The sequence below is a fragment of the Acetobacter aceti genome, assembly GCF_002005445.1.
GTDB classification, from domain to species: Bacteria; Pseudomonadota; Alphaproteobacteria; order Acetobacterales; family Acetobacteraceae; genus Acetobacter; species Acetobacter aceti_B.
The window spans coordinates 1,608,137-1,630,402 of record NZ_CP014692.1 but is presented as its reverse complement, the minus strand read 5'-3'; the positions used below and the strand labels follow the sequence as shown (position 1 = coordinate 1,630,402).

The 22,266-nt window shown below is 45.5% G+C and carries 21 protein-coding genes and 3 pseudogenes; 10 read left to right on the top strand and 14 right to left on the bottom strand.

The window, feature by feature from the left end:
- Positions 1-80 precede the first annotated feature (80 nt).
- Positions 81-695, top strand: a complete 615-nt coding sequence (locus A0U92_RS07320) for a hypothetical protein (protein WP_077812654.1) — start codon at positions 81-83, stop codon at positions 693-695.
- Between the two features lie 363 nt (positions 696-1,058).
- On the opposite strand, the gene A0U92_RS17285 is transcribed toward A0U92_RS07320, so the two are convergent.
- From A0U92_RS17285 to A0U92_RS07295, 5 genes are all read right to left on the bottom strand, one after another.
- On the bottom strand, positions 1,059-1,427 hold the full coding sequence (locus A0U92_RS17285) for a type II toxin-antitoxin system HicB family antitoxin (protein WP_149026415.1): 369 nt from the start codon (positions 1,425-1,427) through the stop codon (positions 1,059-1,061).
- 67 nt (positions 1,428-1,494) lie between these two features.
- A complete protein-coding gene (locus A0U92_RS07310; protein ID WP_077812652.1) occupies positions 1,495-1,752 on the bottom strand; it encodes a hypothetical protein in 258 nt (85 codons plus the stop codon).
- A 617-nt stretch (positions 1,753-2,369) separates the two neighbouring features.
- The gene (locus tag A0U92_RS07305; protein ID WP_077812651.1) at positions 2,370-2,930 is read right to left on the bottom strand and encodes a recombinase family protein; all 561 of its coding nucleotides are present in this window, start codon (positions 2,928-2,930) and stop codon (positions 2,370-2,372) included.
- 235 nt (positions 2,931-3,165) lie between these two features.
- Positions 3,166-3,552: a PIN domain-containing protein gene (locus A0U92_RS07300; RefSeq protein WP_077812650.1), complete on the bottom strand. Its 387-nt coding sequence runs from the start codon at positions 3,550-3,552 to the stop codon at positions 3,166-3,168.
- Complete coding sequence (locus tag A0U92_RS07295) at positions 3,542-3,745, bottom strand: AbrB/MazE/SpoVT family DNA-binding domain-containing protein (RefSeq protein WP_077814306.1); 204 nt, start codon at positions 3,743-3,745, stop codon at positions 3,542-3,544. The genes A0U92_RS07300 and A0U92_RS07295 overlap by 11 nt, the downstream gene beginning before the upstream one ends.
- Before the next feature lie 200 nt (positions 3,746-3,945).
- On the opposite strand from A0U92_RS07295, the gene A0U92_RS07290 reads away from it, so the two are divergent.
- From A0U92_RS07290 to A0U92_RS07275, 4 genes are all read left to right on the top strand, one after another.
- Positions 3,946-4,863: an RNase A-like domain-containing protein gene (locus tag A0U92_RS07290; RefSeq protein ID WP_077812649.1), complete on the top strand. Its 918-nt coding sequence runs from the start codon at positions 3,946-3,948 to the stop codon at positions 4,861-4,863.
- Complete coding sequence (locus A0U92_RS17280) at positions 4,814-5,188, top strand: hypothetical protein (RefSeq protein ID WP_149026414.1); 375 nt, start codon at positions 4,814-4,816, stop codon at positions 5,186-5,188. The genes A0U92_RS07290 and A0U92_RS17280 overlap by 50 nt, the downstream gene beginning before the upstream one ends.
- A gap of 533 nt (positions 5,189-5,721) precedes the next feature.
- Positions 5,722-6,066 (top strand): MobC family plasmid mobilization relaxosome protein, encoded by a 345-nt coding sequence (locus tag A0U92_RS18635; protein ID WP_149026413.1) that lies wholly within the window; start codon positions 5,722-5,724, stop codon positions 6,064-6,066.
- A gap of 5 nt (positions 6,067-6,071) precedes the next feature.
- Positions 6,072-7,781 carry a hypothetical protein gene (locus A0U92_RS07275; protein ID WP_149026412.1) on the top strand — a complete coding sequence of 570 codons (1,710 nt, stop codon included), beginning with the start codon at positions 6,072-6,074 and terminating at the stop codon, positions 7,779-7,781.
- 187 nt (positions 7,782-7,968) lie between these two features.
- Here A0U92_RS07275 and A0U92_RS07270 read toward each other — a convergent pair whose 3' ends face one another.
- The 3 genes and pseudogenes from A0U92_RS07270 to A0U92_RS18630 all read right to left on the bottom strand — a co-directional run.
- Entirely contained in the window at positions 7,969-9,309 is a 1,341-nt protein-coding gene (locus tag A0U92_RS07270; protein WP_077812645.1) for a rolling circle replication-associated protein, read from the bottom strand.
- Between the two features lie 153 nt (positions 9,310-9,462).
- Entirely contained in the window at positions 9,463-10,896 is a 1,434-nt protein-coding gene (locus A0U92_RS07265) for a tyrosine-type recombinase/integrase (RefSeq protein ID WP_187668889.1), read from the bottom strand.
- 24 nt (positions 10,897-10,920) lie between these two features.
- Positions 10,921-11,076 (bottom strand): annotated as a pseudogene (locus A0U92_RS18630) (DUF6538 domain-containing protein); the annotation flags it as partial.
- Between the two features lie 181 nt (positions 11,077-11,257).
- Between A0U92_RS18630 and A0U92_RS07260 the strand changes: the two are divergent.
- Positions 11,258-12,889 (top strand): DUF6538 domain-containing protein, encoded by a 1,632-nt coding sequence (locus tag A0U92_RS07260; protein WP_149026411.1) that lies wholly within the window; start codon positions 11,258-11,260, stop codon positions 12,887-12,889.
- 50 nt (positions 12,890-12,939) lie between these two features.
- Here the strand turns inward: A0U92_RS07260 and A0U92_RS17275 are convergent, their stop codons facing one another.
- The 5 genes and pseudogenes from A0U92_RS17275 to A0U92_RS07250 form a co-directional block, all read right to left on the bottom strand.
- Positions 12,940-13,311 (bottom strand): hypothetical protein, encoded by a 372-nt coding sequence (locus A0U92_RS17275; RefSeq protein ID WP_149026410.1) that lies wholly within the window; start codon positions 13,309-13,311, stop codon positions 12,940-12,942.
- Between the two features lie 68 nt (positions 13,312-13,379).
- A complete protein-coding gene (locus tag A0U92_RS17270) occupies positions 13,380-13,805 on the bottom strand; it encodes a hypothetical protein (RefSeq protein ID WP_149026409.1) in 426 nt (141 codons plus the stop codon).
- Between the two features lie 221 nt (positions 13,806-14,026).
- Positions 14,027-14,172, bottom strand: a pseudogene (locus A0U92_RS18705) (transposase); the annotation flags it as partial.
- A gap of 61 nt (positions 14,173-14,233) precedes the next feature.
- Positions 14,234-15,571 carry a cytochrome-c peroxidase gene (locus tag A0U92_RS07255; protein ID WP_187668888.1) on the bottom strand — a complete coding sequence of 446 codons (1,338 nt, stop codon included), beginning with the start codon at positions 15,569-15,571 and terminating at the stop codon, positions 14,234-14,236.
- Positions 15,564-17,465 carry a phospholipase C gene (locus A0U92_RS07250; RefSeq protein ID WP_077812642.1) on the bottom strand — a complete coding sequence of 634 codons (1,902 nt, stop codon included), beginning with the start codon at positions 17,463-17,465 and terminating at the stop codon, positions 15,564-15,566. Before A0U92_RS07250 ends, A0U92_RS07255 begins: the two co-directional genes overlap by 8 nt.
- Positions 17,466-17,880: 415 nt before the next feature.
- On the opposite strand from A0U92_RS07250, the gene A0U92_RS07240 reads away from it, so the two are divergent.
- Both A0U92_RS07240 and A0U92_RS07235 read left to right on the top strand, forming a co-directional pair.
- The gene (locus A0U92_RS07240) at positions 17,881-18,186 is read left to right on the top strand and encodes a hypothetical protein (RefSeq protein ID WP_077812640.1); all 306 of its coding nucleotides are present in this window, start codon (positions 17,881-17,883) and stop codon (positions 18,184-18,186) included.
- 271 nt (positions 18,187-18,457) lie between these two features.
- Positions 18,458-19,225: pseudogene (locus tag A0U92_RS07235) on the top strand (IS5 family transposase).
- Positions 19,226-19,264: 39 nt separating this feature from the next.
- Here A0U92_RS07235 and A0U92_RS07230 read toward each other — a convergent pair.
- Positions 19,265-19,549, bottom strand: a complete 285-nt coding sequence (locus tag A0U92_RS07230; protein ID WP_187668887.1) for a hypothetical protein — start codon at positions 19,547-19,549, stop codon at positions 19,265-19,267.
- Between the two features lie 362 nt (positions 19,550-19,911).
- On the opposite strand from A0U92_RS07230, the gene A0U92_RS07225 reads away from it, so the two are divergent.
- On the top strand, positions 19,912-21,639 hold the full coding sequence (locus A0U92_RS07225) for a hypothetical protein (protein WP_077812638.1): 1,728 nt from the start codon (positions 19,912-19,914) through the stop codon (positions 21,637-21,639).
- 67 nt (positions 21,640-21,706) lie between these two features.
- Entirely contained in the window at positions 21,707-22,006 is a 300-nt protein-coding gene (locus A0U92_RS07220) for a hypothetical protein (protein ID WP_077812637.1), read from the top strand.
- Positions 22,007-22,266 lie beyond the last annotated feature (260 nt).

Here is a 22,266-nt window from a genome sequence, read left to right as displayed (position 1 = left end):
CTTATTCTCGGGGACTCTGTTCGTCATGATTTCCAGTATAACTGCCGGTTTTCGGCGTCTCTCTCCGAATCTGTAGTCAGATGAACATCGAAATTTTCGGAATTCCGTTCTGGATCGATGGAATCGAGGGAGAGGTCCGGGGACTTCAGAACTGGTCCACGACCAGCGTTACGTCATCTGGAAATGGCACGGCTACGCACCTCGGGGGCGGTAACTACCAGTTTCAGGGACCAAAAGTGACAACCACCACCACGCAGAACCAGACATTCTGGGTGGTGACTCCGTCAGGACATGAACGTCAGATCAGCGGAAATTATCCACTTCGGGAAGGACAAAAGATCGCTGTCGTCTGGGGAAGTGTAAAAGGAGCTAACGCAACGGGTCATCTTCTTGTGCGTAATCTGACGACCGCAACCGGATGGACGAATGATGAGGGCCTGCCTGGAGTCATCAATCGTTATGGATGGAGAAAGCTGTTTCTGTCCTATCTGGCCGGTCTGGTGATCGTGAGTATCCTGATGCTTGTGATTGTCCACGCTACTCCCGCAGATATCGTTGTTTTTACGGTTATCACGCCTTTTATCGCCTTCATTCACCTGAATTTTCTGGTCAGAAGAAATCAGAAAAAAGCGTTGGCCGTGATTGAAACAGCAGTCAGGAACAATCCTGACTTTCTGAAATCACTTGAAAAGTGAAACACAGTTTCCCCTGATAGGAACAGAAATCAGAATGAAGATAACTCGAACAGCCACAGCACTGACCATGCTCGTCAGTCTGACCGCGTGTGGCGATAATGCTCCCGGTAAAGATGAGGTCAGAGATTTTATGGCCATGCAATCCATTTCCGAAGTTTACTCCGTGAATCCTTTTCAGAAACATAGTTAGCTGGAGCGGGATAATACCATAGACAAAATAAAAAAGGCGCTGGATATCCAGAGTCTGGATTGTTCAGCGACCAAAGGATTCAAGAATGTCTGGGATTGCACGGTGAACGTGATGGTCATGAATGAACCTCACACGTCGAAATACCGCTTTCATCGTGATGACAAAGGGAAGCTTCAGGGTGAAGTTATCTCTGAATAACTGGCTTTTCCCTTCTTCACATCCCGCCCAACGCGGTTCAGTAATGAAACAGCATTCCTTGACAGCGTTGGCGGAATTTCCACACCAGCATCTGCCAGTCTGGCAATCATACCAATGAATTCATTGGTATCTTGAAGGCTGACAGATGTTTTCCCTGTCACAGTCAGAGAGCGACCGCTGGACCTATCTGATTTTATCTTTTCCCGGATAGCCTGCTCAATATACTGACCAACCGGGATGCCAGCTTTTTTTGCCTGTATTCCTACAGCCTGTCGTACATCGGGGGAGATGCCCCGAATGCTCCATGAACCTCGTTCTGTATTACTATCCTCTATCATTGTCATACATTCTCCGCCTTATGTATGACATTATATGTGTAATGTCCGATATTTTCCCTGACACGTCATACATTCAGGGCACCAGCGTCCAGCTTTCTGTTTCCTTTGGTGCAGACATCGACCTGTGCAGGGCTATCGCACGGAAACCATAGACAGAGTCCCTGATTTCATTCTGGATTTCAGCAAGTCTATCCGTCACATCATCATCGGATAGATTCAGCATGCCTGTTTTTTCAATGATGCCACCCAGTTCAGAAAGCGCAAAAATGGCGTCAGTCCATTCACGCTGTTGTTTCTGTGCCTTGCGTTGCTGACGTTCCTGATTTGTCATGGCTCGGGAATGAATTGGTGGACGACCCCTTTTTCTCATAATAAAATTCCTATAATAAATAAACTATATCATATATTTTGTGTAACACACAAATAAAAATAAACTGTATTACAGAAAATATGAAATGTATGACAATTCATGAAAAATGTCGGACATAATACGGAATCCTGTCAGACAAATTCGTAAAAACTGTCAGACATAGGCAGGTACTTTGTCATACACTGTATGACATGGAATTTCGTGAGACACAGAATTCCTGCTTTTCGTGTTACACGAAATTCGATATTTTTGTGTGACACAATATTCGATTTCTATTTGTATTATGCAAACATAAAAATGTGGATTGCGCGCAACAGTGTTGTTTTTGCATGAAAATTGCGCGAAGAAAATACTTGGAATTTTTCTTTATGATGCCAACAATATGGCAGAAACCAGCTATTTTCTATCATTATCCATGTTGTGAATTTTCCAGATGACAGGCAAATCCTGCGCGGAAATGTGTGATATATTTGTGAAAATTGCGCGAAACATCATGTATATACATAGGAATATCGTGTTACACATAATTCTGATTTTTGTGTAACACGATATTTATTATTTTGTGTAGCACGAAATTCTTAAGCGTGATTTTTCTCGGAATTCTCATTGATAATGCGGTAAACATGGGTTTTTGAAATGCCTGTCTGTCGCATGATTTTAGCGACACCAAGCCCTTCGGCCTTCAGGGCTTTCACCCTGTCATGGTCAATCATCTGTTTCCGACCCTTGTAAACGCCTTTGGCTTTTGCCTTGGCTATTCCTTCCAGTTGTCGTTCCCGCCGGAGTTCATTTTCAAACTGTGCAAAGACTCCGAGCATGTTCAGGAAAGCTTTGCCAATCGCGTTACTGGTGTCGATGGGTTGTTCTGTGCAGACCAGTGAGACATTCTTCTGTTCCAGCGTTCTCATGATGTCCTGAAGATCACTGATTGATCTCGCAAGGCGGTCAATCCGGGTAACGACAAGGGAATCACCAGGGCGCAGAAATTCAAGCAGAATATCGAGTTCATTCCTGCCATGACGTGATGAACCGGAAACCTTCTCTCCCCGGATGATTTCACATCCTGCTTTCCGGAGTGTTTCTTCCTGGAGTTCCAGGGACTGGTCAGTCGTGCTTACCCGTGCGTATCCATATCGCATCCTTTTCGTTCCTTTTGAATCATAGAGATGACGGTTCTCACCGTTCCCTGTGACTGATTATAATTCAAAAGGGACACGGATTCCGGGAATGCTGTGTATTCTTATGGGACTACCATAGTGGGCCAGTGAAATTACATTTCGCCAAGCGTGAATAATTTTGTGAGTCACATAAAGGGGTTAGTAAATGTTTTCCGGGCTTATAGGATATCAATATTTGAAATCATCATCCGTTTAGTCATGAGAACGGATTGATGATCTTCACGACATCGAAGATGACCTGTCCATCCTGCATATCCTCGGACAACACGGTCTCAATCCCGTTCACATACGCACATCCAATAATCATGGAATCATAGGTGGACAGTCCATAACGTCCGGCTATCTTCACGCCTGCCTTATGGACTTCGATATCCACAGGCAGAACGGAAAAGGAGATATACAGGTCTTCCAGAAGCCTGTTGATGAACTCCCAGTCCTTCTTTTTCTTTCTCAGGACATTCGTGACTTCATTCAGTGTCTGAATACTGAGGAAGCCACCTTGCTCCATCAGTCTGTCAGCAATGGGCGTCTTTCTGTCATCCTGAATGATGCCATACAGAATGATATTGGAATCAAGAAGCATCAGAAATCCGTTCGATACGGAAATCCGCAGGCAACTGTCTCCCCAGTTCCTTCAGATCAGCCAGGGCTTCCTTGCGTGATTTTACCCGTCTGATGGTAATCTCCACATTGTCGCCTTCCTGGATACCATGTTCCTTCAACATGTGACTGGGAATGCGGACAGCCAGACTGTTTCCCCATTTCGAGACCTGCATATCATCCTCCCGGATTGCGCGTGTAGATACATTTTCATAACGTAGATACATCACGACATTCAAGGGAAATTCATCGACCGATAGGTTCTAACAATTTTCGGAACGAAATTGTTGGGACTGGTTTCGGAAGGCGTAACCAGTATTCGTTGGCATTCCTGGTGTTGATAGGCTAAAAAAAAGCAAAAGGATTATGTGTCAGTATGTCTGCTTCCCACGCTCACGATGCGTCTCCTGATGACGATGAGAATGGATTGAAAATAGTCCTCTCTCCCATCCAGCTTTCAGCGATTTTACAGGGGAAATCCATCAGTGAACCCGAGACTATTGGGGGCCGATTTTTCAACAGGGCTGTTGGCACTCTGGAAATCATAGCCGGGGCTGTCCAGATAGTTTCCGGGATTGCTTTGGTTGCTCTACCAGACCCTACGCTACTGACTAAGGTTGCCGGTAGTCTTCTGGGTGGACATGGTGCTGATGATTTCTATGTCGGTGTCGCACAGGCATGGACCGGAGAAACTGCGAACACGCTGTCTTACGGCACGGTAAAAGCAGGGTGTGAAGCCCTTGGGTGCCGACCTGAAGTGGCCGGAATGGCTGGTGTGATTGCTGACATAGCCGTCCCGACTTCGATAGCGGGCTACCTGAAAGCGGTCAGAATCTATCGAGTTCGTGGTGGTTTGATTGACCTACAGGAAGAAGAGGCGTTGGAAAGTCATGCTATTGCCAGACACGTTGGCAAGAGTGATGAGTATCTTTTAGGCAGAGTGCAATCCTATCAGAAGACAAAGAAGAGTGGAAAGGTAATAACAAAACAAGGAGTCCCAGGGGCTGGAACATACCGAAATCTAAAAGAGGCTGAAATTTTCACGTCAGCAGCACTCAGGAAAAATAAATCAGAAATCAATGCATGGATAAAATCAGGGTGTCAGACTGATTTAAAATTAACATACGACAATAAAGGGATTAATTTTTTTGAAGATTACAGTGTTGGTTATGGAGTAAAACGTGGTAGCGCAGTATTTGAGAAGACAACAAAAGTAAAAATTACTCTGAAAGGAACTAATGTCAATGGAAAAAAATACCTTCTTATCACGTCTTTTCCAGATGTTGCGGAGTAAAGATGATGATAAATTATACCCTGAATTATCTAATGTTATTGGTGCCTATTTTCATGAAGACTATGACTTATCCAATGAATATGATGAAGAAGATGAGGTAATGTATCAAAATATAGTCAATTGTATCCGTGGAAATGATTATGCTATCGCTGTTGTCAATCAAATTGATAAAATGATGAATGACGGAAGAGGTATTACTGAAGAAAGAATGATAAAAATGGGCTGTGCTTTCACGCCTGACGATGAAAATTTTGAAAACATGCTCCTGAGTTTGAGAAAACTGATTGTTAAAAAACTGAAAGCTGATGGCGTGGCTATTTCGTGATTTAAAAAGAGATGCCGATGCGTATCGGGTGAAAAGCACAGCTATGGCAAGCATGACGTAATTGAAAGTCATCAGCCACAGAAGACCATCGGCCAGTATCAGGACAACGACGAACAGAAGGATGTTTCCAATGGTAGGAAGCCTGAGACCAGTGGCAGAGCGTCCGGTCACGTAGCCCGTGATGGCTCCCAAATACACGAAGAAAAGAATGGTGGAAGTTGAAATCTACTGGCCTATGGGTTCAGGAATTGGTTTCGGAAGGTATCATTAATACCCGTCTTGATTAATTTAATTATGGTCAGTCAGGTTGTGTATTGAAGAAATTAACACAATAATAATTTCGGTATAATTCTTATAATTTAATGTATTAAATTAATTTTATTCCGTTAATCAGCCATCATCTGAAATCTGTATTACAATTGTATTGCCAGAGATGGCATCCGGCTACCCCTTTCAGGGCTATCCAATGCCATCTGGCCAGGGTTGCACCCGTGGACCTGCTTATAGAATTCTACAATTTGAGGATAATTATTATGAAGCCGAATTTGAACAGAACACAGACCCGTCTATCCGTCCGATCTTCCAGAGATGAATTGCAACGCTGGAATTCATCTGCCCGGAGTGCGGGATATAAGACCCTTGCAAACTATTTCAGGTCGCTGATGAACTCTGCTCCAATGCTCCAGGCTGATAAGATTTCGTTACTCACGGAATTGAAAACGACAAGAGAAGAAGTCAGCCGGATAGGCAACAATCTGAATCAGATTGCTCATCGCCTGAATTCTGGTCAGAGTTTTAACGATACACAGAACAACATGAAACAATGTCTTAAAATTCTATCCGATATTGATAGCATAATTGCTACTATCCGGAGATAACTCCGGTGATAATTAAATCGGCACGCATGAAAACATCATCGCAAGGCATGTCATCGACTTGTCGTCATGTTTTCCATGGTTCTGATAATGACGATATTCAGGTTCTTCAAGGTTTTGAATTTGACGTAAAATCAGAATTGGGTAGAGCAAAAGCGGTCGGTTCTCAGTATGCAGTCAGGCACGTAAAGATATCATCATATGAAGATATGACTGACAATCAGGCGCTTGATGTCGTTCGTATGTATGCTCATGAATTCAAAGCTGACCCAAAAACGGCAACCATTATCCGGCATGATAAACAACGAGCAGATAACAAAGCTTCATCTCACCATTATCATGTATATTTTCCCGAAGTGTTGGCAAATGGGAAAATTATGGATTCATCATTTTCAAAGATACGAGAAGAGAAAATTGCCCGCATTGCTGAAATTGATTTTGGTCACGTTCATGTTGTTGGCAAGCATAATTTATCTGTTATCAACGACTTAGAGCGAGCAGGCCGGAAATCATATGCTGATACCATCAGAAGAAACACACCATCATTAGATCCCAAAAATACCCCGGATGCATCATATTCAGAGAGGCAATTTCGACGTGCGAAGGCAAATGGCATCAATCTGAATGAAATCCGCCAGACATTGAAAGACTTACGTGTCACATCGGAAACATTCGGCCAGATGATTGAAGGACTGGATAATCTGAAAATCAGAAAGGGAGACAAAGAAGACACATACATCATTGTGAATCATGACAATCAGTTTCTCGGTTCTGCCCATCGTCTTTTCGATATGAAAAAATCTGATTTTAATCAGCAATATCATGCTTATGAAGCCAGTTTGACACCGGTTCAGTCTGTAACGTCTGAACCGAAAACTTCTTCTGAGAAACCCCTACAGACGGTTTTTAGTAAAAATGGACCTGAAGCAAGTCGTGAAAACAGACCAGCTTCAGCGCCCCGGAAATTGGCTCCTTCTCCCGAGCCTGTCAGCCACATTCATGCTGATCTTGCTAATGATACGAGCGAGACAACAGAAGCGATGAGCCGGGATGAAAAAACGGCGGTTAACAGACAAAATTCCGATAGAATGCAAGCGCGTCAGACGATACAGCAGGCTCTTGCCGGGCAGGAAGCATTTCACAAAAAACTTGCGGAGCTTGAACAAAAATTCATGGCCCGATGGCGTCATATTAAGCCCGAGCCTTTCTCTGATCCAGATAGTCGCAATCCCGTTCTTGTTCGTCAGAAACACGAAAACATATTAAAACCGCTCAGAAATAAATATCATAAGGCAAAAACGTCGTGGTTTAATGGCTCTTCGACAAGAAAAACCCTTCAAGAATTCAATGATGCACTCAAAAATATAAAATATGACAGAGAGAATTTCAATAATCTTGATATCTTGAATAATGATGATCATTTCAATTATTCTCTCAATTATATGTCTGATTTGTATGTTTCTGGACGTGAAAGAACGCGGAAAGAATGGGCTTCTGACTTGACTGTTCAGAGTTATTTGAAAGCGAAGAAAAATTTTGATGAATTAATTGAATATATAAATAAAACTGAGAATATTGATCTATTGCAGACAGCCCTACAGAACCCAGTCCACGCAATGAAACAGATGAGAGAATTGAAGCAATCAGAACAGCAAGAGAAAGCCAAAAAGTATAGACATTCAGGGCGTTCTCTTGCGTTTTCGTATGATAAAAGATAATTTTCTATTATATCTCGTGTCCCACAGGATTGTTCCGGTAGGTTTCCTTATGTTTCTGATTTAATTGTATTTTTTCAGCTTATCATTATTATTAATTTTCATGAGATTCCGCACCTTTCCAATAATATTTATGATTTTTGTGCCAATCTGCTGAAATTATCGCTATGATGTCTCTGCATGAGTTTGATTAAGCCTTTTCCTTCTTTGAAGGAGGAGGCTGACCTCTCGATTTTTCACATTCCCAGAAGTAGCAGACAGGTAATATACCTTCTTGGTATACATATACCTGAGTTGTGACAAAAGTATAAAAACGTGAGAAAACTGCCGTTATTTTGATTGCATGACAACGAGTGTCTATCTGTTCATTAGAATTACAGACGTTGTTGAACACTCCGAAGTGAAGAGCATGGATATAAGACACTTGCAGGCGCTGGATATCATTCCTGATATAAGTCATATCAGGATGTCTGGAACTCAATGAGTTCAGCTTGTCGTCAGAGAACCCACGGATCATCAATAATATCTGCCCATCCGACTGGTTCTTTTTCATCATGCGGCGGGATTTTGATATCCGCCAGTCACTCAAGTCTTTATGTTTTCTGTTGTGATAGACGTTATCGTATCTTGATTTGATATCTTTTGTCAGTCCGATAAAGCTCACGTAATTATCTGTTTTCCCTGAGTCTTTCAGACAATATCCGATGCAATTAATGGCATCCCATATTGATTGAATGGCATTATACTGCCTGCCCTGCTCGTTCGGAAACTCATGCAATATGACTGATTCAACATATTCTCTCTCGGATGGATTGATATATAACTGAATATGATAGTGTGGCGTTTCATCCTTCTGCAACTCAATGACAGACATCCCGAGATGAAGAATATTACGATATTTCAGGCGTCTGCGAATGTTTGTCCAACGTCTCGATATCTCTTCCTTTGCCTCTTCGTATGAACAGCCGTGATATTCAGACGGAAGTGTCAGAGACAGGAAAAGTCCGGAATAATTCAGGAAGTTCAGACAAAAATCGTCTAAATGTTCCGCGATGTCATGATTGATCCTGTATCGTTTCCGCTGTTCGCGTTTCTTGGCATCATGTGCTGTCCATCCTGTGTTATCCGATTTGGAATCATACCGGACAATATATGTCTTTTCAGACTCTAATTTATCTCTATTGAACTGCTGTTGGAACTGGTCCTGATCGGGTCGGATGTTCAGATATCGTCTGAAATTTCTACGTAACAAGTTCGCTTTGCGGGTTAGTTTTGTCTGTGTGATTCGTTGACGTTCTTTGATTTCGTCATATGTCATAGACATCAGAGAAAAGCTGTCCCTGACATCTTCAGGGCATGATATGACCCATCCGGCGACCTGTTCGGCTACCTCATGGACATCATGACAGGCGCAGTTTTCTGCGGTTTTTGCTGTTATCTGATTTTTATATGTGTAATGAAGAGATAATAAGTCCTGCCAAATGCGGGGGTGGTTTTGTCGTATGACTATCTCGATTTGTTCATAATTCATATTCTCCTTCGCCAAAGAACTTTATTGACGGCGGAGACTTATGCTATTATAAGTATATAAAGAAGCCTGTGCCGTTGTTTTCTTGGTCGTTAACATTATAGCACAGTAATTAAGAGAAAAGCCGGGACAATCTCCTGGCTTTTTTCGTTTCTGCTATTTTCTCATGATTTTCATAGGGTTCCAGTCCCGATATTTCAGAGTTTTTACGACTGAATATAGATTCTGAACTGTTGTTCCTTGGTTATATCTTGACCCCTGCCCTGCCGATTCATGTCCTAAAATCTGATCAATCCACTCTGTCGGATATTTTTCACCACCTGTCCGATGACCGAGCTTTGTTCTCACCATGTGTCTAAACGAGTGGAAAACCGTTTCAGCCGGTAGCCCTGCTAACGTCTTAAAATCTGAGAACCTTTTTGAGAATTGAACGCCATATTTTTTCCGTGATTTATCATATGACAGATCGAAAAAGATCATATCTTTTCCTGATTTTCGGCAGTTTTCTGCCCTTTCAATCAATCCCAGGTCAGGAGATTTCAGGAATGGATGAAGTGGGATAATTCTTGCACCCGCCTCGGTTTTTGGGTCCCAAATTATGCGACCTTTTTCGTCTTTATGCGTCTGGATATTAAAACACCAAACTCCGTCTATTTTCTCGATATCGCATGGCCTGAGTCTGCAAATCTCTTCAAGCCTCATGCCGGTGTAAGAGGCAACGGCCAAAATCTGACGCACGGTATTGATATGGACACGAGGTTGCCATGGGGTATTTTCTAATATTTTTAACTCGTTGTCTGTGAATGGCCGTCTGTCTGTGAGTTCCTCTCTTACCGGCGTGATGATATGATTTGTCCATATGTCGTTGTCTTTTTTGTCTTCCAAATCATCAGAAGATATTGAATATTTCCAGATATTCGCCAGATTTCGTATGTGTCTGTTGATAGTTTTTGTCGATAATGTTGCGTATTCGTTGTCTTGTTTTTTGGCTTCTTCGATGATCTGAGAGAGTGTTTTTTGTCTGTCTCCGGGCGATTTACCATATCTGACCGGTAGATTTCTTATCAGTTCGATGAAATTCCTTGCGTCTTTTCTTGTGTATTCGTGAAGCTGTTTGTCCCTCATAAATCGTAGAAAAAGCTTTGAAGCTGTCTGAATCTGCTGGATTTCTTCGACGCCGACGCTTCCCCGCTTGATTTCGATATATTGTGTGGAAGCTTTGGAAAATAATTCAGATTTTTCCTGTGGTTCTGGCGTTGGCTGAACCGCCATCACCGGCATTGGAACGCTTCCGGGAGTGGGAATTCTTTGGATTGCATCCCGTAGCATACCCAAGAGCGTGACTTCTTTTTCGGGATTTCCCTCCTTTTTCGCCTGCTCTAATTCCGACGCAAGTTCATTAATTTTATTTAATGTATTTTGGTGTCGTTCTGAGACTTGAGATACGAAACCGGCCACTATCGGAGCCGGTGCATCAACGAGATACTTTGATCTGAGTTCGATGATTTCGTCTCTGTAGCTTGTTTTGTTCTCTCTAATAATTCTTGTTAATTCACTGAAATAATTAGAGATATTCCACTTTTCAGTCATTCTTCCGGCACGCTCGAAAATTTCTGTGACATATCCGTTTATGTAGCACGCTCTCGAAAGAGCTTCACGCTTCCGATTGGTTCCCAGAGACAACCAGATTTCCCGCTTTCCGAGCGTCTTCCGCAATGCCTTGGGAACAATTTTACGAAAATGAAAAGAGCCATGTTTTTGCTTGAGCATATTGAACCGATGGGGACAAAAATGGGGACACGTCCTCACCGATGGGTTTTTCAGACTTTTCTTAAATGATTTCAAATAGTTATATGTGAACCACTAGGAGGCTCCAGCCCCCCCCCCCAGCCATTCGTCTCAATAACCCATTGAAATCATTGGAGAAAATGTCCACTATCCGAGAGGGTCGGTGGAGAAGCTCTCCACTTCCTTCTCCACCAGAGGTTGGTCGGAGATGTTACACAGGGTCAATGGGGCTTACCATTTTCGCAGAAAAGTTCCTTTTGCCATTCGTCCCCTGCTCGGCAAGCAGGAAGTCTGGTTCTCTCTGAAAACGTCCAATCGGGTTACGGCCACGGCACGGGGTGGTATGGTCTACGGACAGGTCGAAGCCATTTTTGAAGACTGCCGTCAGATGAGTCAGGACAAAGAATATATTGCTACTCTCGAAGAAGCCTTGCAGGCGGCTGACGAGGTAATCGCTGGACAAGATACGCTTCGGGCCGTCCTGTCGAAAAAACAGGAATTGCAGCATCTGCTTTCAAGCCTGTCCGATTATGAGCGTTTCAGGAGATTCATTCAGGACCAATCCGTCCGACTGGAAGACATTGCTCTCACAATTCAACGTCTGGGCCTGAAAAATGCTCACCAGCAGGGACGGCTGGAAGAATCCCGTCAGTCAGCGCACGAGTTGACTGAAACCCTCAGGCAAGTAACCAATATCGCGTCCAGCCTGTCTCAGATTGTCCTGAATAATCACACGCCGAACGGCCTCCCCTCTCCTGCTCCCGTGGCTCCAGCCAGTCCGTTATTTTCTGAGGTGAGTGAGTCGTATCTGGAAAAGAAGAGCAAGGATTATAAGAACGAGAAAGATGTGAGAGTTCTGCGAAATACATTCGCTATGTTCGTGGAAATCATCGGAGATAAACCCGTTGCGAAATACAGCGGAAAAGACGCATTTGAATTTATTGAAATCCTGAAAAAGATTCCGAAAAATTATGGTAAAAGTATCCACTATACACCCGTTAAGGATGCGATTGCCGCTGCGGACTTCAGAGAAAAATCAGGAACAGAAATCGAGAGAATGAGCAGTGTTACCGTCGAGAAGCGGGTCACGTTCATCTCAGGCTTTTGGGATTACATGCTCCCCATTGAACAGGTAAGCCGAAACGTCTGGAAAGGATTTAAATTAAAAACAGATTCCGTTCGATCGATTTCGGACTGGAGCGAGGAAAATCTTCTCAAACTGACCAATCATCGTTTTGGACGCAGTGCTGTCTCTCGACAGACATATGCCTTTATCACCTCAATTGCTGCCTATAGCGGAATGAGACAGGGAGAAATCTGTCACCTTCGTTGTGAGGATTTCGTCCATACTGATGACGGTTGGATGATGTATATCCGCGAACATCTCCCCGTTGAGGTAGATGGAAGGAAGGTCACATTCTCTCCTAAAAGCGAGGCAGGCGAGCGGGTTGTTCCCGTCCATCCTGAACTGGTTAAGGTAGGACTTATTAAACACGTAGAACGTATGAGGAACGCTGGTAAGACGTTTGTATTTGAAGACCTGAAACCTTCCGGCAGAATGAATCTGCTATCCCCAAAGTTTCAACAGGCTTTCAGCAGACACAAAATCAGTGCGGGCATTTCGGAAGATACTGTCTTCCACTCATTCCGCCATAGCGTATCCACCATCCTGAGAAACGAAGACAATACTATTCGAGAAGTCTGGATTGATGCTGTCCTTGGTCATATTGGTGATAGCTCAAAAAATCTCAAGGCATTACGACTTATCTACATAACATCGGGACAAAAAACCTGAGAAAAACAATCAACAGAATTAAATATCCCGAATCTTTTCAAATCTCGAAGTTATTCGAATGACCGTTGCACCCTTTTTGTGGTTTTTCCATCTACAATAGCAAAGCATAAAACTCCAATAAGTGAAATTTCAAAAATATCGCAAGAAAATGAAAGGAGGTTGTTTTGGCGCATAAAAAACACGCGGAAAGTAACATCAAGAACACTGAACACAATAACAAAAAAAGAATTTTTATCGTCCATTACTTTTAGAATTCGATTTCTAATATTGATATTTTGATGGTTTCTTTTCGCGTAATAGTAACAGAAAAAAGCCTGAAAAATAAGAAAACATCCTGCGATAAGGTAACCAGAAACAAAAGCAATTCCTGGCACAATAAAAGCAGAAACAGCAAAAATGGAGTTAACTGACTGTCTAATCATACAGAAATCTCCGATTTAAGAACATATAAAATTAACAAAAATAGATAAAAATTAAGTTAATATCGCTATTAAAGTACAACAATACGTTTATATTCTATTGTTTTACAAAGCGCATACAATTCTGCTCCATAAGACGGGGTAATTACGACAAAACTTTTTTCACCACGTTCGACCTCTACCGTAATTTTATTTAAAAGAATCGTATATTGGTCGTGATATTTTTGGTCTGCTGACGGATGATAAGGCTCATATAATTTTGTAATATCTGCATATTGAGAAAATTGTCTGCCGCTCCATACCTTAAGGTCGAGAATAATATTTCCTTGTCGAAAATCATCGAGACGCAGATGCTCAACCTCAGACATTCTGACTTCGTAGTCGTCACCGTCAACACGTCTTATGTGTAATGTCACAATGTTATCATTTAATATTATACCATTTAGGTATCCATCATGAAATGTAGGTATCGTGTTGGCCTTATTTCCTTCAGACATTATGTTTTTCACTTCCAAATTGAGATGGTCCCATCCTTTTGGACAGTTTTTGGGGTTAAATAAGCTATATCCGGCTGTTGTTATGCCGCCATTCTGACAGTGCTGCTGTTGTCCCTTTGGTCCTGGATTAACCCCGGACCAAAGGGCGTTGACCCGTCATGATACACCTCATCGGACGCACGTCCAGTCGGCGCCGTATGCGGACGCCTTTCGTTATCATGGGCGATCATCGTCTGATGCATCCATGTTTATACGCCAGCTCCGCCAGCGTCAGTTCCCTGCGGAGCGCCTCCAGCGCAACTCGTGTTTTGAACTCCGCCGCATATCTCTTGCGCGTAACCTTGCCATAAAACCCGCCCTCTCTCAGGTCGGATTATAGCTTACATCCCAGTCCAAAAAGCCGGGGCCACCTCTGTCGCGTTAACAGACTACCTGTCTGTTAACGTCTTCAGAAATGCGATAATGGCAGCCCGCTCATCCTCTGTCATGGCTGGTTTCTCACCAGTCTTACGGTCCAATGGCGCATCCATCGTATCGAGATTCTTGCGATATTTTTCTGGAAGATCGTTGTATTTCTGAATCTTTTTGTTTTTTCCTATCGGATAAAATCTGGCCGGTTCCAGATCACGCAAAGCATAGAAATCCAGAACATCCTTCAAGGAATGGAAAACACCATTGTGAAAAAACACATGGCGTGTTGCTGAATTTCGCAAGGTCGGTGTCGCGAACATACCGCAATACAGGCTGAGGCTCGTTCGTCCATCCGGCTGACGATCGCATACACCCAGATCATAATAGGCAGGATCATGATTTATTGCGAGTTGCATGTTTCTTGGAGCGCCCAGAGCTTCATACTGATGGTCGGTGAAGACTGGAGGCAGTCGGTTTCCTGAGACTGTATCGACGTGACAGGCCGCGCAATTCCCTTTTTGAGGATCATTGAATGCAAGATAGCCAGCCCGCTCAATCGGCGTGAGCTTCTCCCTGCCTTCAAGCCACCCATCAAACTTGCTGTTATATCGGTGAAATGCAGGATCTTCGATCTGATACCTAGCGAGAGCAAACATTGCTTCCGCCAGAAGGAATCCTGGAGACGCCTGACCAGCAATACCAGCCAACTGCTTGAGGTCGGCAGTATAGGGAGCAGCGTTGATCCGCTCTATCACCTTTTCTGGTGACGAAGCCATTTCGGCAGGATCATAAAGAGGACCAAGCACCTGCTGCTGCAAGGTGTCGGCCCGCCCATCCCAGAAAAGTCCACCCTGTGGAACAAGGTTTCCGGCAGATGCAGCGTTATTGGCGGCACTTTTACCCCCACGTTCAACACCACCCACATTCGCGACGATAGCAGGAGCCGCCTCGCTTGTAGGATCATCCAGACCAATACTGAAATTCGGACGTCTTTCCGCATAGGTCAGCGTTGGAATTGCCCGTCTGCCCTGCTTGTTGAGCTGCATTCCACCGGAGAAAACAGGAGAATCTCCCGATGGAGCATAATGGTTTGTCGGCTCATGGCACGAAGCGCAGGAAAGCTTTCCTGAGCCGGACAGAAGCGGATCATTGAATATCTGCTTGCCGATCAAAGCCATTTGCGAAAGCGGCTGCACTTTTGGCTTCAGCATCTCCACAGGACAGGGATTACTGCCGTCAGACGCAGGAAGACAGGAACCCGTTCCGGCCTGAGCCAGAACAGGTGTCGCCCATAAGAGCGTAAGCAAACTGATGCAGCCCAGAACGGGCTGCATCGAACGAGAAAGATCAGACATATTGCGAAAGGAACGCCCAGATTGCAGCCAGAAGACCGGAAAGGCCGCTATTTGAAGAATTCTCGTTGGAGGAAGAGTCGTGACCGTGTCCGCCAAACGGAGAATCATCACCATGTGAAGACGAACCGTTGTGATTGTGGCCTGACATCTGTCCTGAACGAATGTCACCTGTATCCGGATCAAGGATCAGATTTTCAGTGTTGGAACGACCGTTGAAGTCAAAAAGATCGTCGATCTTGCCAGCCGTCGCATCAAATGATCCCTGGCCAAGACGCTTGCCGCCAAGCCAGTTGTCTTCGATGAAGCGGATGATGGAAGCCTGCGTCACAAGAGTATGACTGACGTGGTTCGTCTTCGCCCAAGGAGAAATTGCAAGCAGAGGAATACGCGTTCCTGGTCCGCAACGCCCATTGACAGGCTTGCCCTCAAGACCTTTTGGAGCCGTACCCGAACCACAGATACCGGCGCCGTTCAACTGATCAACTGATGAGTCAAACGAACCATGTGTCGGTGGAACATAAGCGTGGTCATACCAGCCGTCCGAGTCATCATAAGAGATCAGGATAGCTGTATCTTTCCACTCTGGCAGCTTCTGAAGGAGGTTGATTACATCAACCACGCCAACCTGCTCATCAAGAGGATCGGAATAGCCGGCGTGCCCATCCTGATAGGCTGGCATCTTTACAAAAGAAACAGCTGGAAGGTTGCCTTCTTTGGCAGTCTTGTAGAAATCCTTCAGGTCGTATTCGTGATTCGCCGGGTCTTTCTTCGACGTTCCCGGAATATAGGTGTAGCCGATCGACTTGATTGAGTGAGGTCGGGCGTGCTGCGGGTTGGAAGTGCTCTCGTAATACTGAAACCAGTTATGGTGCGGGATGTAATCCGTCACATTCTGGGACACGATAGTGGAATAAGTCGTACGTTTGCAGCCTGCCGATCCGTCGGTATTGCTGAGATCAAGGTCGAAGCCGCCCATGAAGCCGCCCCATGTGATGCCGCGCTCATTGAGCAGGTCACCAATGTTACGGCCCGTCATCATGACCTGATTGTTCTTGGACGAACAGACGTCATAAGCCGGATCGATGTCGTTGATCATCGTCCATCCACCCTGACCATCAGAAATATAGGAGGAAGGATTTTCTTTTGTCGACGGTTTCTGCGTGGTTTTGATCAGCTTCAGGCCGTTGGTCTGCCCCGACACAACTTCAAGCGCACCCGGTGTGGACGGCCCATAGGTATCAGTGAAGGCATTGTCGCTCATGGAAAAACGCTGAGCATAACGCCAGTAAGCAGTTACGGTGTTACCGTCGTAATAACCAAGAACCTGACCAGTTGTTCCAAAAGCACCGACACCACCGGACGAACCAGAACCCGTGTAAAGCGGGAACAGATCTGCGGCGCCATTGTTATAGGCCATCTGCTCGGCCGTATAAGCATGATTCTGGTCGGCCGTGCTGGCCTGGGTACGATCCAGACGGAACGGAAGCGCTGCACCCGTGCCGTTGGCTGTGTTGGTGTTAGGATTCTGCTGCAGCAGGTTGCTGTTCTGCAGGTTGTTCACCGTCGGCGTGCCGCGCTGCGCACGGAAGCTCGGCTCACCGGTCGGGTTGGTCGCCTTGGGGTATGTTGCGAAATAATGATCGAAGGAGACGTTCTCCTGATAGATCACAACAATATGCTTGATGGGAGTTCTTGTCGGGAATGTATTTCCGAAAGAGCTGGACTGCTGCTGGCCGCCAGACCAGATGTTCCAGTCACTTGCGTGACCGGACACTGGAGAAAAGACAGACATGGACAGCAGAGCTGATAGTGCAAGCCGCGTGCGCTTTACAAACACGTCACGGAACCTTTCTTTTCGCACGGTATGACCGGATATCGGCGAATTATGGATCATCTGATACCACTCCGATCGACCGGCCCCGGCTGGGGTGGAGGAGACAGGGCGTTAATTAAATGAAAGAATTTTCATGTAGTGTTATCATTTTATGAAAGGCACAGATTTGAAACGAATTGCAGTGGTCAGTTACACATTTCACCAGGCCCGATGCGGATCAGTCGCACCTATACTCATGCCATGAACCGTTCTGCCTGCTTCCTTTCCGGGAGAAAGAGACGATGCGTATTTTGAAAAGATCAGCGAAATCGGTTTTGTTTTTACCCTGAGTGAGATTGACACCAGCCGGATCAATGGATGCGATCGTCCAGTCGTTCACCCTTTCGCTCCCGACCATAACGCGGCTTTTCCCATCCCCTTTATCGTGTTTGAAAATTGCCTTCCACGTGTCGGCATGTCCCGGAATGCCCACAAGATGGAAGACGCCATTTTCCTCGTGAGCAATCTCTTTACGTCGGTGATCCGGTTCAAAAGCGGTCGATTCAGAATTTTATCAACACTTTCGCTGATTACGTCCGAATCCGCTGATATCGCTCGGGATGGTACAGTCTCAAGCACCTGCTGGGCAAAAGCCAGACACCACATCAAGCAGGCCAGAGTGATACCTCCAGCCATACGCAAAGACAGACCCGACCTGACCGTCATGACGAAACTTTTTTTTTCAAAGAAGATAATTTTATATAAAGAACTTCCCGAAACAGACCTGAATTTCACGATCTGACATCACACGTTCGCCTGTTTCTCATGACGCAATGAACTGCATGCGCTCGTCAAAGCAACAGTTTTATAGCTGACGACAGAACCCTATTTGCCCGACATTATCGCTAAATATAAACAAGATTTTGCAAGAGCATAAATCATAAGAAAACAAGGTAATCGACATTCTTATTGAATATAAATATAGTTTCTGTAAATGCATCCTTAAGTAACCATGAATTTATATTGCCTTTCAAAATCACTTTTACTTTTATGCGGGCAGGTAATGGGAGGATGTGGCTATTCCTCTCGTTTCCGATGCTCTGTGTTTGGTGATCGCAGCACTCCTGCCCTCCTGTGTATGCGAAAGGTAGACGCCCGCGTGTACCCGACCGCGCGGCGCTCACGGGGATACTGTTCGTTCTTCTGACAGGCGTTCCGTGGAAGATGCTGCCGCGCGAGATGGGGTGCGGCTCGGGGGTGATCTGCCGGCGCCGCCTGCGCGACTGGCAGGACGCCGACATATGGGCGAAACTGCACCGTGAATTGCTGACTCGGCTGCATTGCGGGGGCCGGATCGACTGGAGCCGGGCTTGCATGGACAGCTCGTCCATTCCTGCAAAAAAGGGGCTATGCGACAGGTCCGAACCCGACGGATCGTGGAAAACCGGGCTCAAAACGCCACGTCGTCACTGACCGACAGAGTATGCCGCTGACCGTCCTGCTCTTCGACGCCCACGTCCATGACAGCCGGATGCTCGAACCTCTGCTCGATGCGATCCCCGCCATCCGTGGTCAACGCGGCCGCCTGAAACATCGTCCCGCAAAGCTCCATGCCGACAAAGGACATGAATACCGGCGCTGCCGCACCGCCTGCACGCAGGGATGTCGAAAGCAGTCAAAATCTCGGCAGGCATCGTTGGGGCTTCGAACGAACATTCGCATGGATCTCCCGCTTCCGTCGCCTCGCCGTTCGCTACGAAAGACGGGCCGACATTCATCTCGCCTTCACGCGCATCGCTTGCGCTCTCATCTGCTTCAATGCGCTCAATTCATGGTTTTGAAAGGCCCTCTTAATCAAAACTCGCAAAGCCTTTCCGCTGTCAATCACCATCTGAACGAGTTGATAGCGCATGTTTGTCCGAATTGAAGGGTGACATTTCGTTCAGTGCAATCTGATTGGTTTTACAAGATTTCTCTTGATACTCATTTACCAGATTCATGTAGTCATTTTTGTTATTTGTAGAAAATAAATTTATTACTTGTATTATTTCTTCGTTACTAAAATTTCTATCATAAAGAAATAGTATCTCCGCTAGTACATCTATACACTTTACCTTCTCCCGTAATTTCTTTTTCATTCTGGACTGACGTTCAGCCCCTGTCATGGCCCGTGTTCCCATCGGCCGCCTGCCACGTTTTGACATATTACCTCCGAACTAAAATAGACATAATTTGACATGCGATAGACATATTGTATCGGTCGTCATTGTCAAATTAAGCAGATGGTAATGTGACATTTTAATTTCGTTACTAACAAATCTATATATATGCGTGATTAATTGAAATTTGTAACATCTCTATCTAGAAATGAAACGAACAACGTTAGTAACATATATCGATCCATAATTTGGTCGGAACGATTGTCCGCGCGATTAAATGCCATCCTTTGTCATAAAACATTCTTTCGACAGAAAGTGAGAGGCCTAAATATATCCGCTCCGGGATTACATCATTTTAAGGAATTCAGATGCCACCGCATCTTTCCCGGGCAACACCGTTGAAAGTCTTACTAGTCACCAGCGCAGTGGCATGTTTGCATCAGATGTTTCCTGAGCACGCGCATGCGCAGTCAGTGACGCAGATCAACTCGATGGAGCGACAAATCCTGCTGCTTCAGAGTCAACTCAAACAAATGAAAATTGCTCAGACCCGGCATGAACATGACATTGCCGAGACACGCACCATGGCACGTCATGCGCGTGAACAAATGGAGGATAGTAACCCTTACGAACTCCAACGTGCGTATGCAAAGGGTGCCTATCCAGTCGACACACCCGCACCTTATGGAGCCGCCTTGGCAGTCCGAGGGGTTCCAGCATATGCCGTCGGAAAAGGGGTCCAAGCCTCCCATAGCGGACCACAGCTCAAGCAAGGCGAGTTCCAAGTCGGAGGCGTCACCATTCGGTTGGGTGGCTTTCTCGAGTCAGCTGGTATTTATCGCTCGCGCAATCAAGCCGCTGATATCAGTTCGAATTTTTCTGGTATCCCTTGGGAAAATTCACCAAACGCCCATATGAATGAGTATCATCAGACTGAACGACAGAGTCGCTTTACAGCACTTGTCAAGGGCAACGTCTCAGACAATATAGAAGCTTCAGCTTACGTGGAAATGGATTTCCAAGGGGCAGGATCCTCTTCGAATTCCCGCGAAAGTAACAGTTATGTCTTGCGTGATCGTGTATTCTACGGCGAAATCGACGATAAAGCGGACGACCTTTCTTTTGTAGGAGGTCAAATGTGGTCGTTGGCTACGATGTTCAAAAAAGGTATGGCGCCACGCGATATTACTTTACCAGCGGTAATCGACGCCCAATACGTTCCGGGCTTTACATGGTTGAGAAATACAGGCGTACGTATAGTTAAAGGCTTCGATCATAGTCGATATCACCTAGGATTAGAAATTGCCAACCCGCAGGCCATTATTGGAGTAGGTTCGGGTGGAACCTACAAACCTAACGGTGCCACAAGCGTAACAGTCAATACGACTGGCGGTAATGTTAACAACCCGGACACGACCTACTCCACCGATGTTGCTCCCGATGTCGTGATAAAAGGGACTGCCGATCCTGGTTACGGTCATTATGAGGCGTTCGGAGTCGGTCGCTTCTTGCACGACCGTGTTAGTTATCTTGGGAATGGTGCAAGTCACACGGCATTCGGCGGCGGCGGCGGCGGCGGTATGATTCTGCCTATCGTTGGCGATAAGCTGGCTTTCCGTGCTTCTGGCATGGCTGGGTATGGAATAGGACGTTACGCAACGTCAGGCTTGCCAGATTACACTCTCAATGCACGAGGAGGGATATCTCTTCTGCCGGAAGCGCAAGTTCTGATCGGGCTGGAGAGCAAACCAACCAAAGCGCTACAGGTTTATGCCTATGGCGGCATGGAAGACATTCTTTCCCGCAGTTCGTTCAATGCCGGTGGGAAAGCTTACGGTTATGGAAATCCAAACTACAATGTCACGGGGTGCAACATCGAGGGAGCTGCTGCCTCACTATGCCAGGCGAGCACTCGCCGCGTAGTACAGGGCACTCTTGGCTTCTGGTATAATTGGCTTCATGGAGACTACGGCACTGTAAAGGTAGGTGCTCAATATTCTTACACGAACATGGCATCGTTTTCAGGTGTCGGTGGCACCCCCCATACGGATGATAATATGGTCTTCTTCTCGTTCCGGTATTATCCTTTCGAATAATTCGCTTAGTAATTCCGAAGGGGTGACGCAAAGCCCCTTCGGTGCCAATTATTGTAAGAGAGGCGTCATGAAAAGACGAATCACAATAGATTCGAACGATATAGCGAGAAAGATTGCCGAGCAGTGTTTTCTCGAACGTGACGACGAAGAATGCTTGCATAATTTTCTTACAGGCGCGGCTTATGCTGTGGGATTCGCGCTGTCACGAAACGGAACATGGAACTCCGGGGATTTTGTAGCAATTGGTCGTGAAATGACAGCCATTGGTCACGGTCGTTACCAAGAACTTCTTCTGATTGAGGAGAGTTTGGGGAATAAAAAACGTGGAGGGATTGAAGGAACAGTGATTGACGGACCTGCTGCTTAATTTTGGGTTTCACTTGCCGCTATTGCCGCTTCAAGGCCGAGAACTCTTGGCTAGAACAATGACGGTTGCTCTGAGGTAGATGGCTGAGAGAAGGATGGTTGAGAATCTGTCGTAGCGTGTCGGGACACGCCTTCAGTCCTTGAGACGTCCGATCATGATCTCGATGCGGTTGCGTCTTTCATATTATCTTTTGTCATCTTTGATGGAGCTTCCCGCGTAATTTTTGGCCGAGATGCAGGACTTTATAAAGAGACCTGTGC

Bases quoted from the DNA above. Each gene is read 5' to 3' on its own strand.
- A0U92_RS07320 (WP_077812654.1), top strand. From the start codon at position 81: ATGAACATCGAAATTTTCGGAATTCCGTTCTGGATCGATGGAATCGAG.
- A0U92_RS17285 (WP_149026415.1), bottom strand. From the start codon at position 1,427: ATGACAATGATAGAGGATAGTAATACAGAACGAGGTTCATGGAGCATT.
- A0U92_RS07310 (WP_077812652.1), bottom strand. From the start codon at position 1,752: ATGACAAATCAGGAACGTCAGCAACGCAAGGCACAGAAACAACAGCGT.
- A0U92_RS07305 (WP_077812651.1), bottom strand. From the start codon at position 2,930: ATGCGATATGGATACGCACGGGTAAGCACGACTGACCAGTCCCTGGAA.
- A0U92_RS07300 (WP_077812650.1), bottom strand. From the start codon at position 3,552: ATGCTTCTTGATTCCAATATCATTCTGTATGGCATCATTCAGGATGAC.
- A0U92_RS07295 (WP_077814306.1), bottom strand. From the start codon at position 3,745: ATGCAGGTCTCGAAATGGGGAAACAGTCTGGCTGTCCGCATTCCCAGT.
- A0U92_RS07290 (WP_077812649.1), top strand. From the start codon at position 3,946: ATGTCTGCTTCCCACGCTCACGATGCGTCTCCTGATGACGATGAGAAT.
- A0U92_RS17280 (WP_149026414.1), top strand. From the start codon at position 4,814: ATGGAAAAAAATACCTTCTTATCACGTCTTTTCCAGATGTTGCGGAGT.
- A0U92_RS18635 (WP_149026413.1), top strand. From the start codon at position 5,722: ATGAAGCCGAATTTGAACAGAACACAGACCCGTCTATCCGTCCGATCT.
- A0U92_RS07270 (WP_077812645.1), bottom strand. From the start codon at position 9,309: ATGAATTATGAACAAATCGAGATAGTCATACGACAAAACCACCCCCGC.
- A0U92_RS07265 (WP_187668889.1), bottom strand. From the start codon at position 10,896: ATGACTGAAAAGTGGAATATCTCTAATTATTTCAGTGAATTAACAAGA.
- A0U92_RS17275 (WP_149026410.1), bottom strand. From the start codon at position 13,311: ATGATTAGACAGTCAGTTAACTCCATTTTTGCTGTTTCTGCTTTTATT.
- A0U92_RS17270 (WP_149026409.1), bottom strand. From the start codon at position 13,805: ATGTCTGAAGGAAATAAGGCCAACACGATACCTACATTTCATGATGGA.
- A0U92_RS07255 (WP_187668888.1), bottom strand. From the start codon at position 15,571: ATGTCTGATCTTTCTCGTTCGATGCAGCCCGTTCTGGGCTGCATCAGT.
- A0U92_RS07250 (WP_077812642.1), bottom strand. From the start codon at position 17,465: ATGATCCATAATTCGCCGATATCCGGTCATACCGTGCGAAAAGAAAGG.
- A0U92_RS07240 (WP_077812640.1), top strand. From the start codon at position 17,881: ATGGAAGACGCCATTTTCCTCGTGAGCAATCTCTTTACGTCGGTGATC.
- A0U92_RS07230 (WP_187668887.1), bottom strand. From the start codon at position 19,549: ATGACAGGGGCTGAACGTCAGTCCAGAATGAAAAAGAAATTACGGGAG.
- A0U92_RS07225 (WP_077812638.1), top strand. From the start codon at position 19,912: ATGCCACCGCATCTTTCCCGGGCAACACCGTTGAAAGTCTTACTAGTC.
- A0U92_RS07220 (WP_077812637.1), top strand. From the start codon at position 21,707: ATGAAAAGACGAATCACAATAGATTCGAACGATATAGCGAGAAAGATT.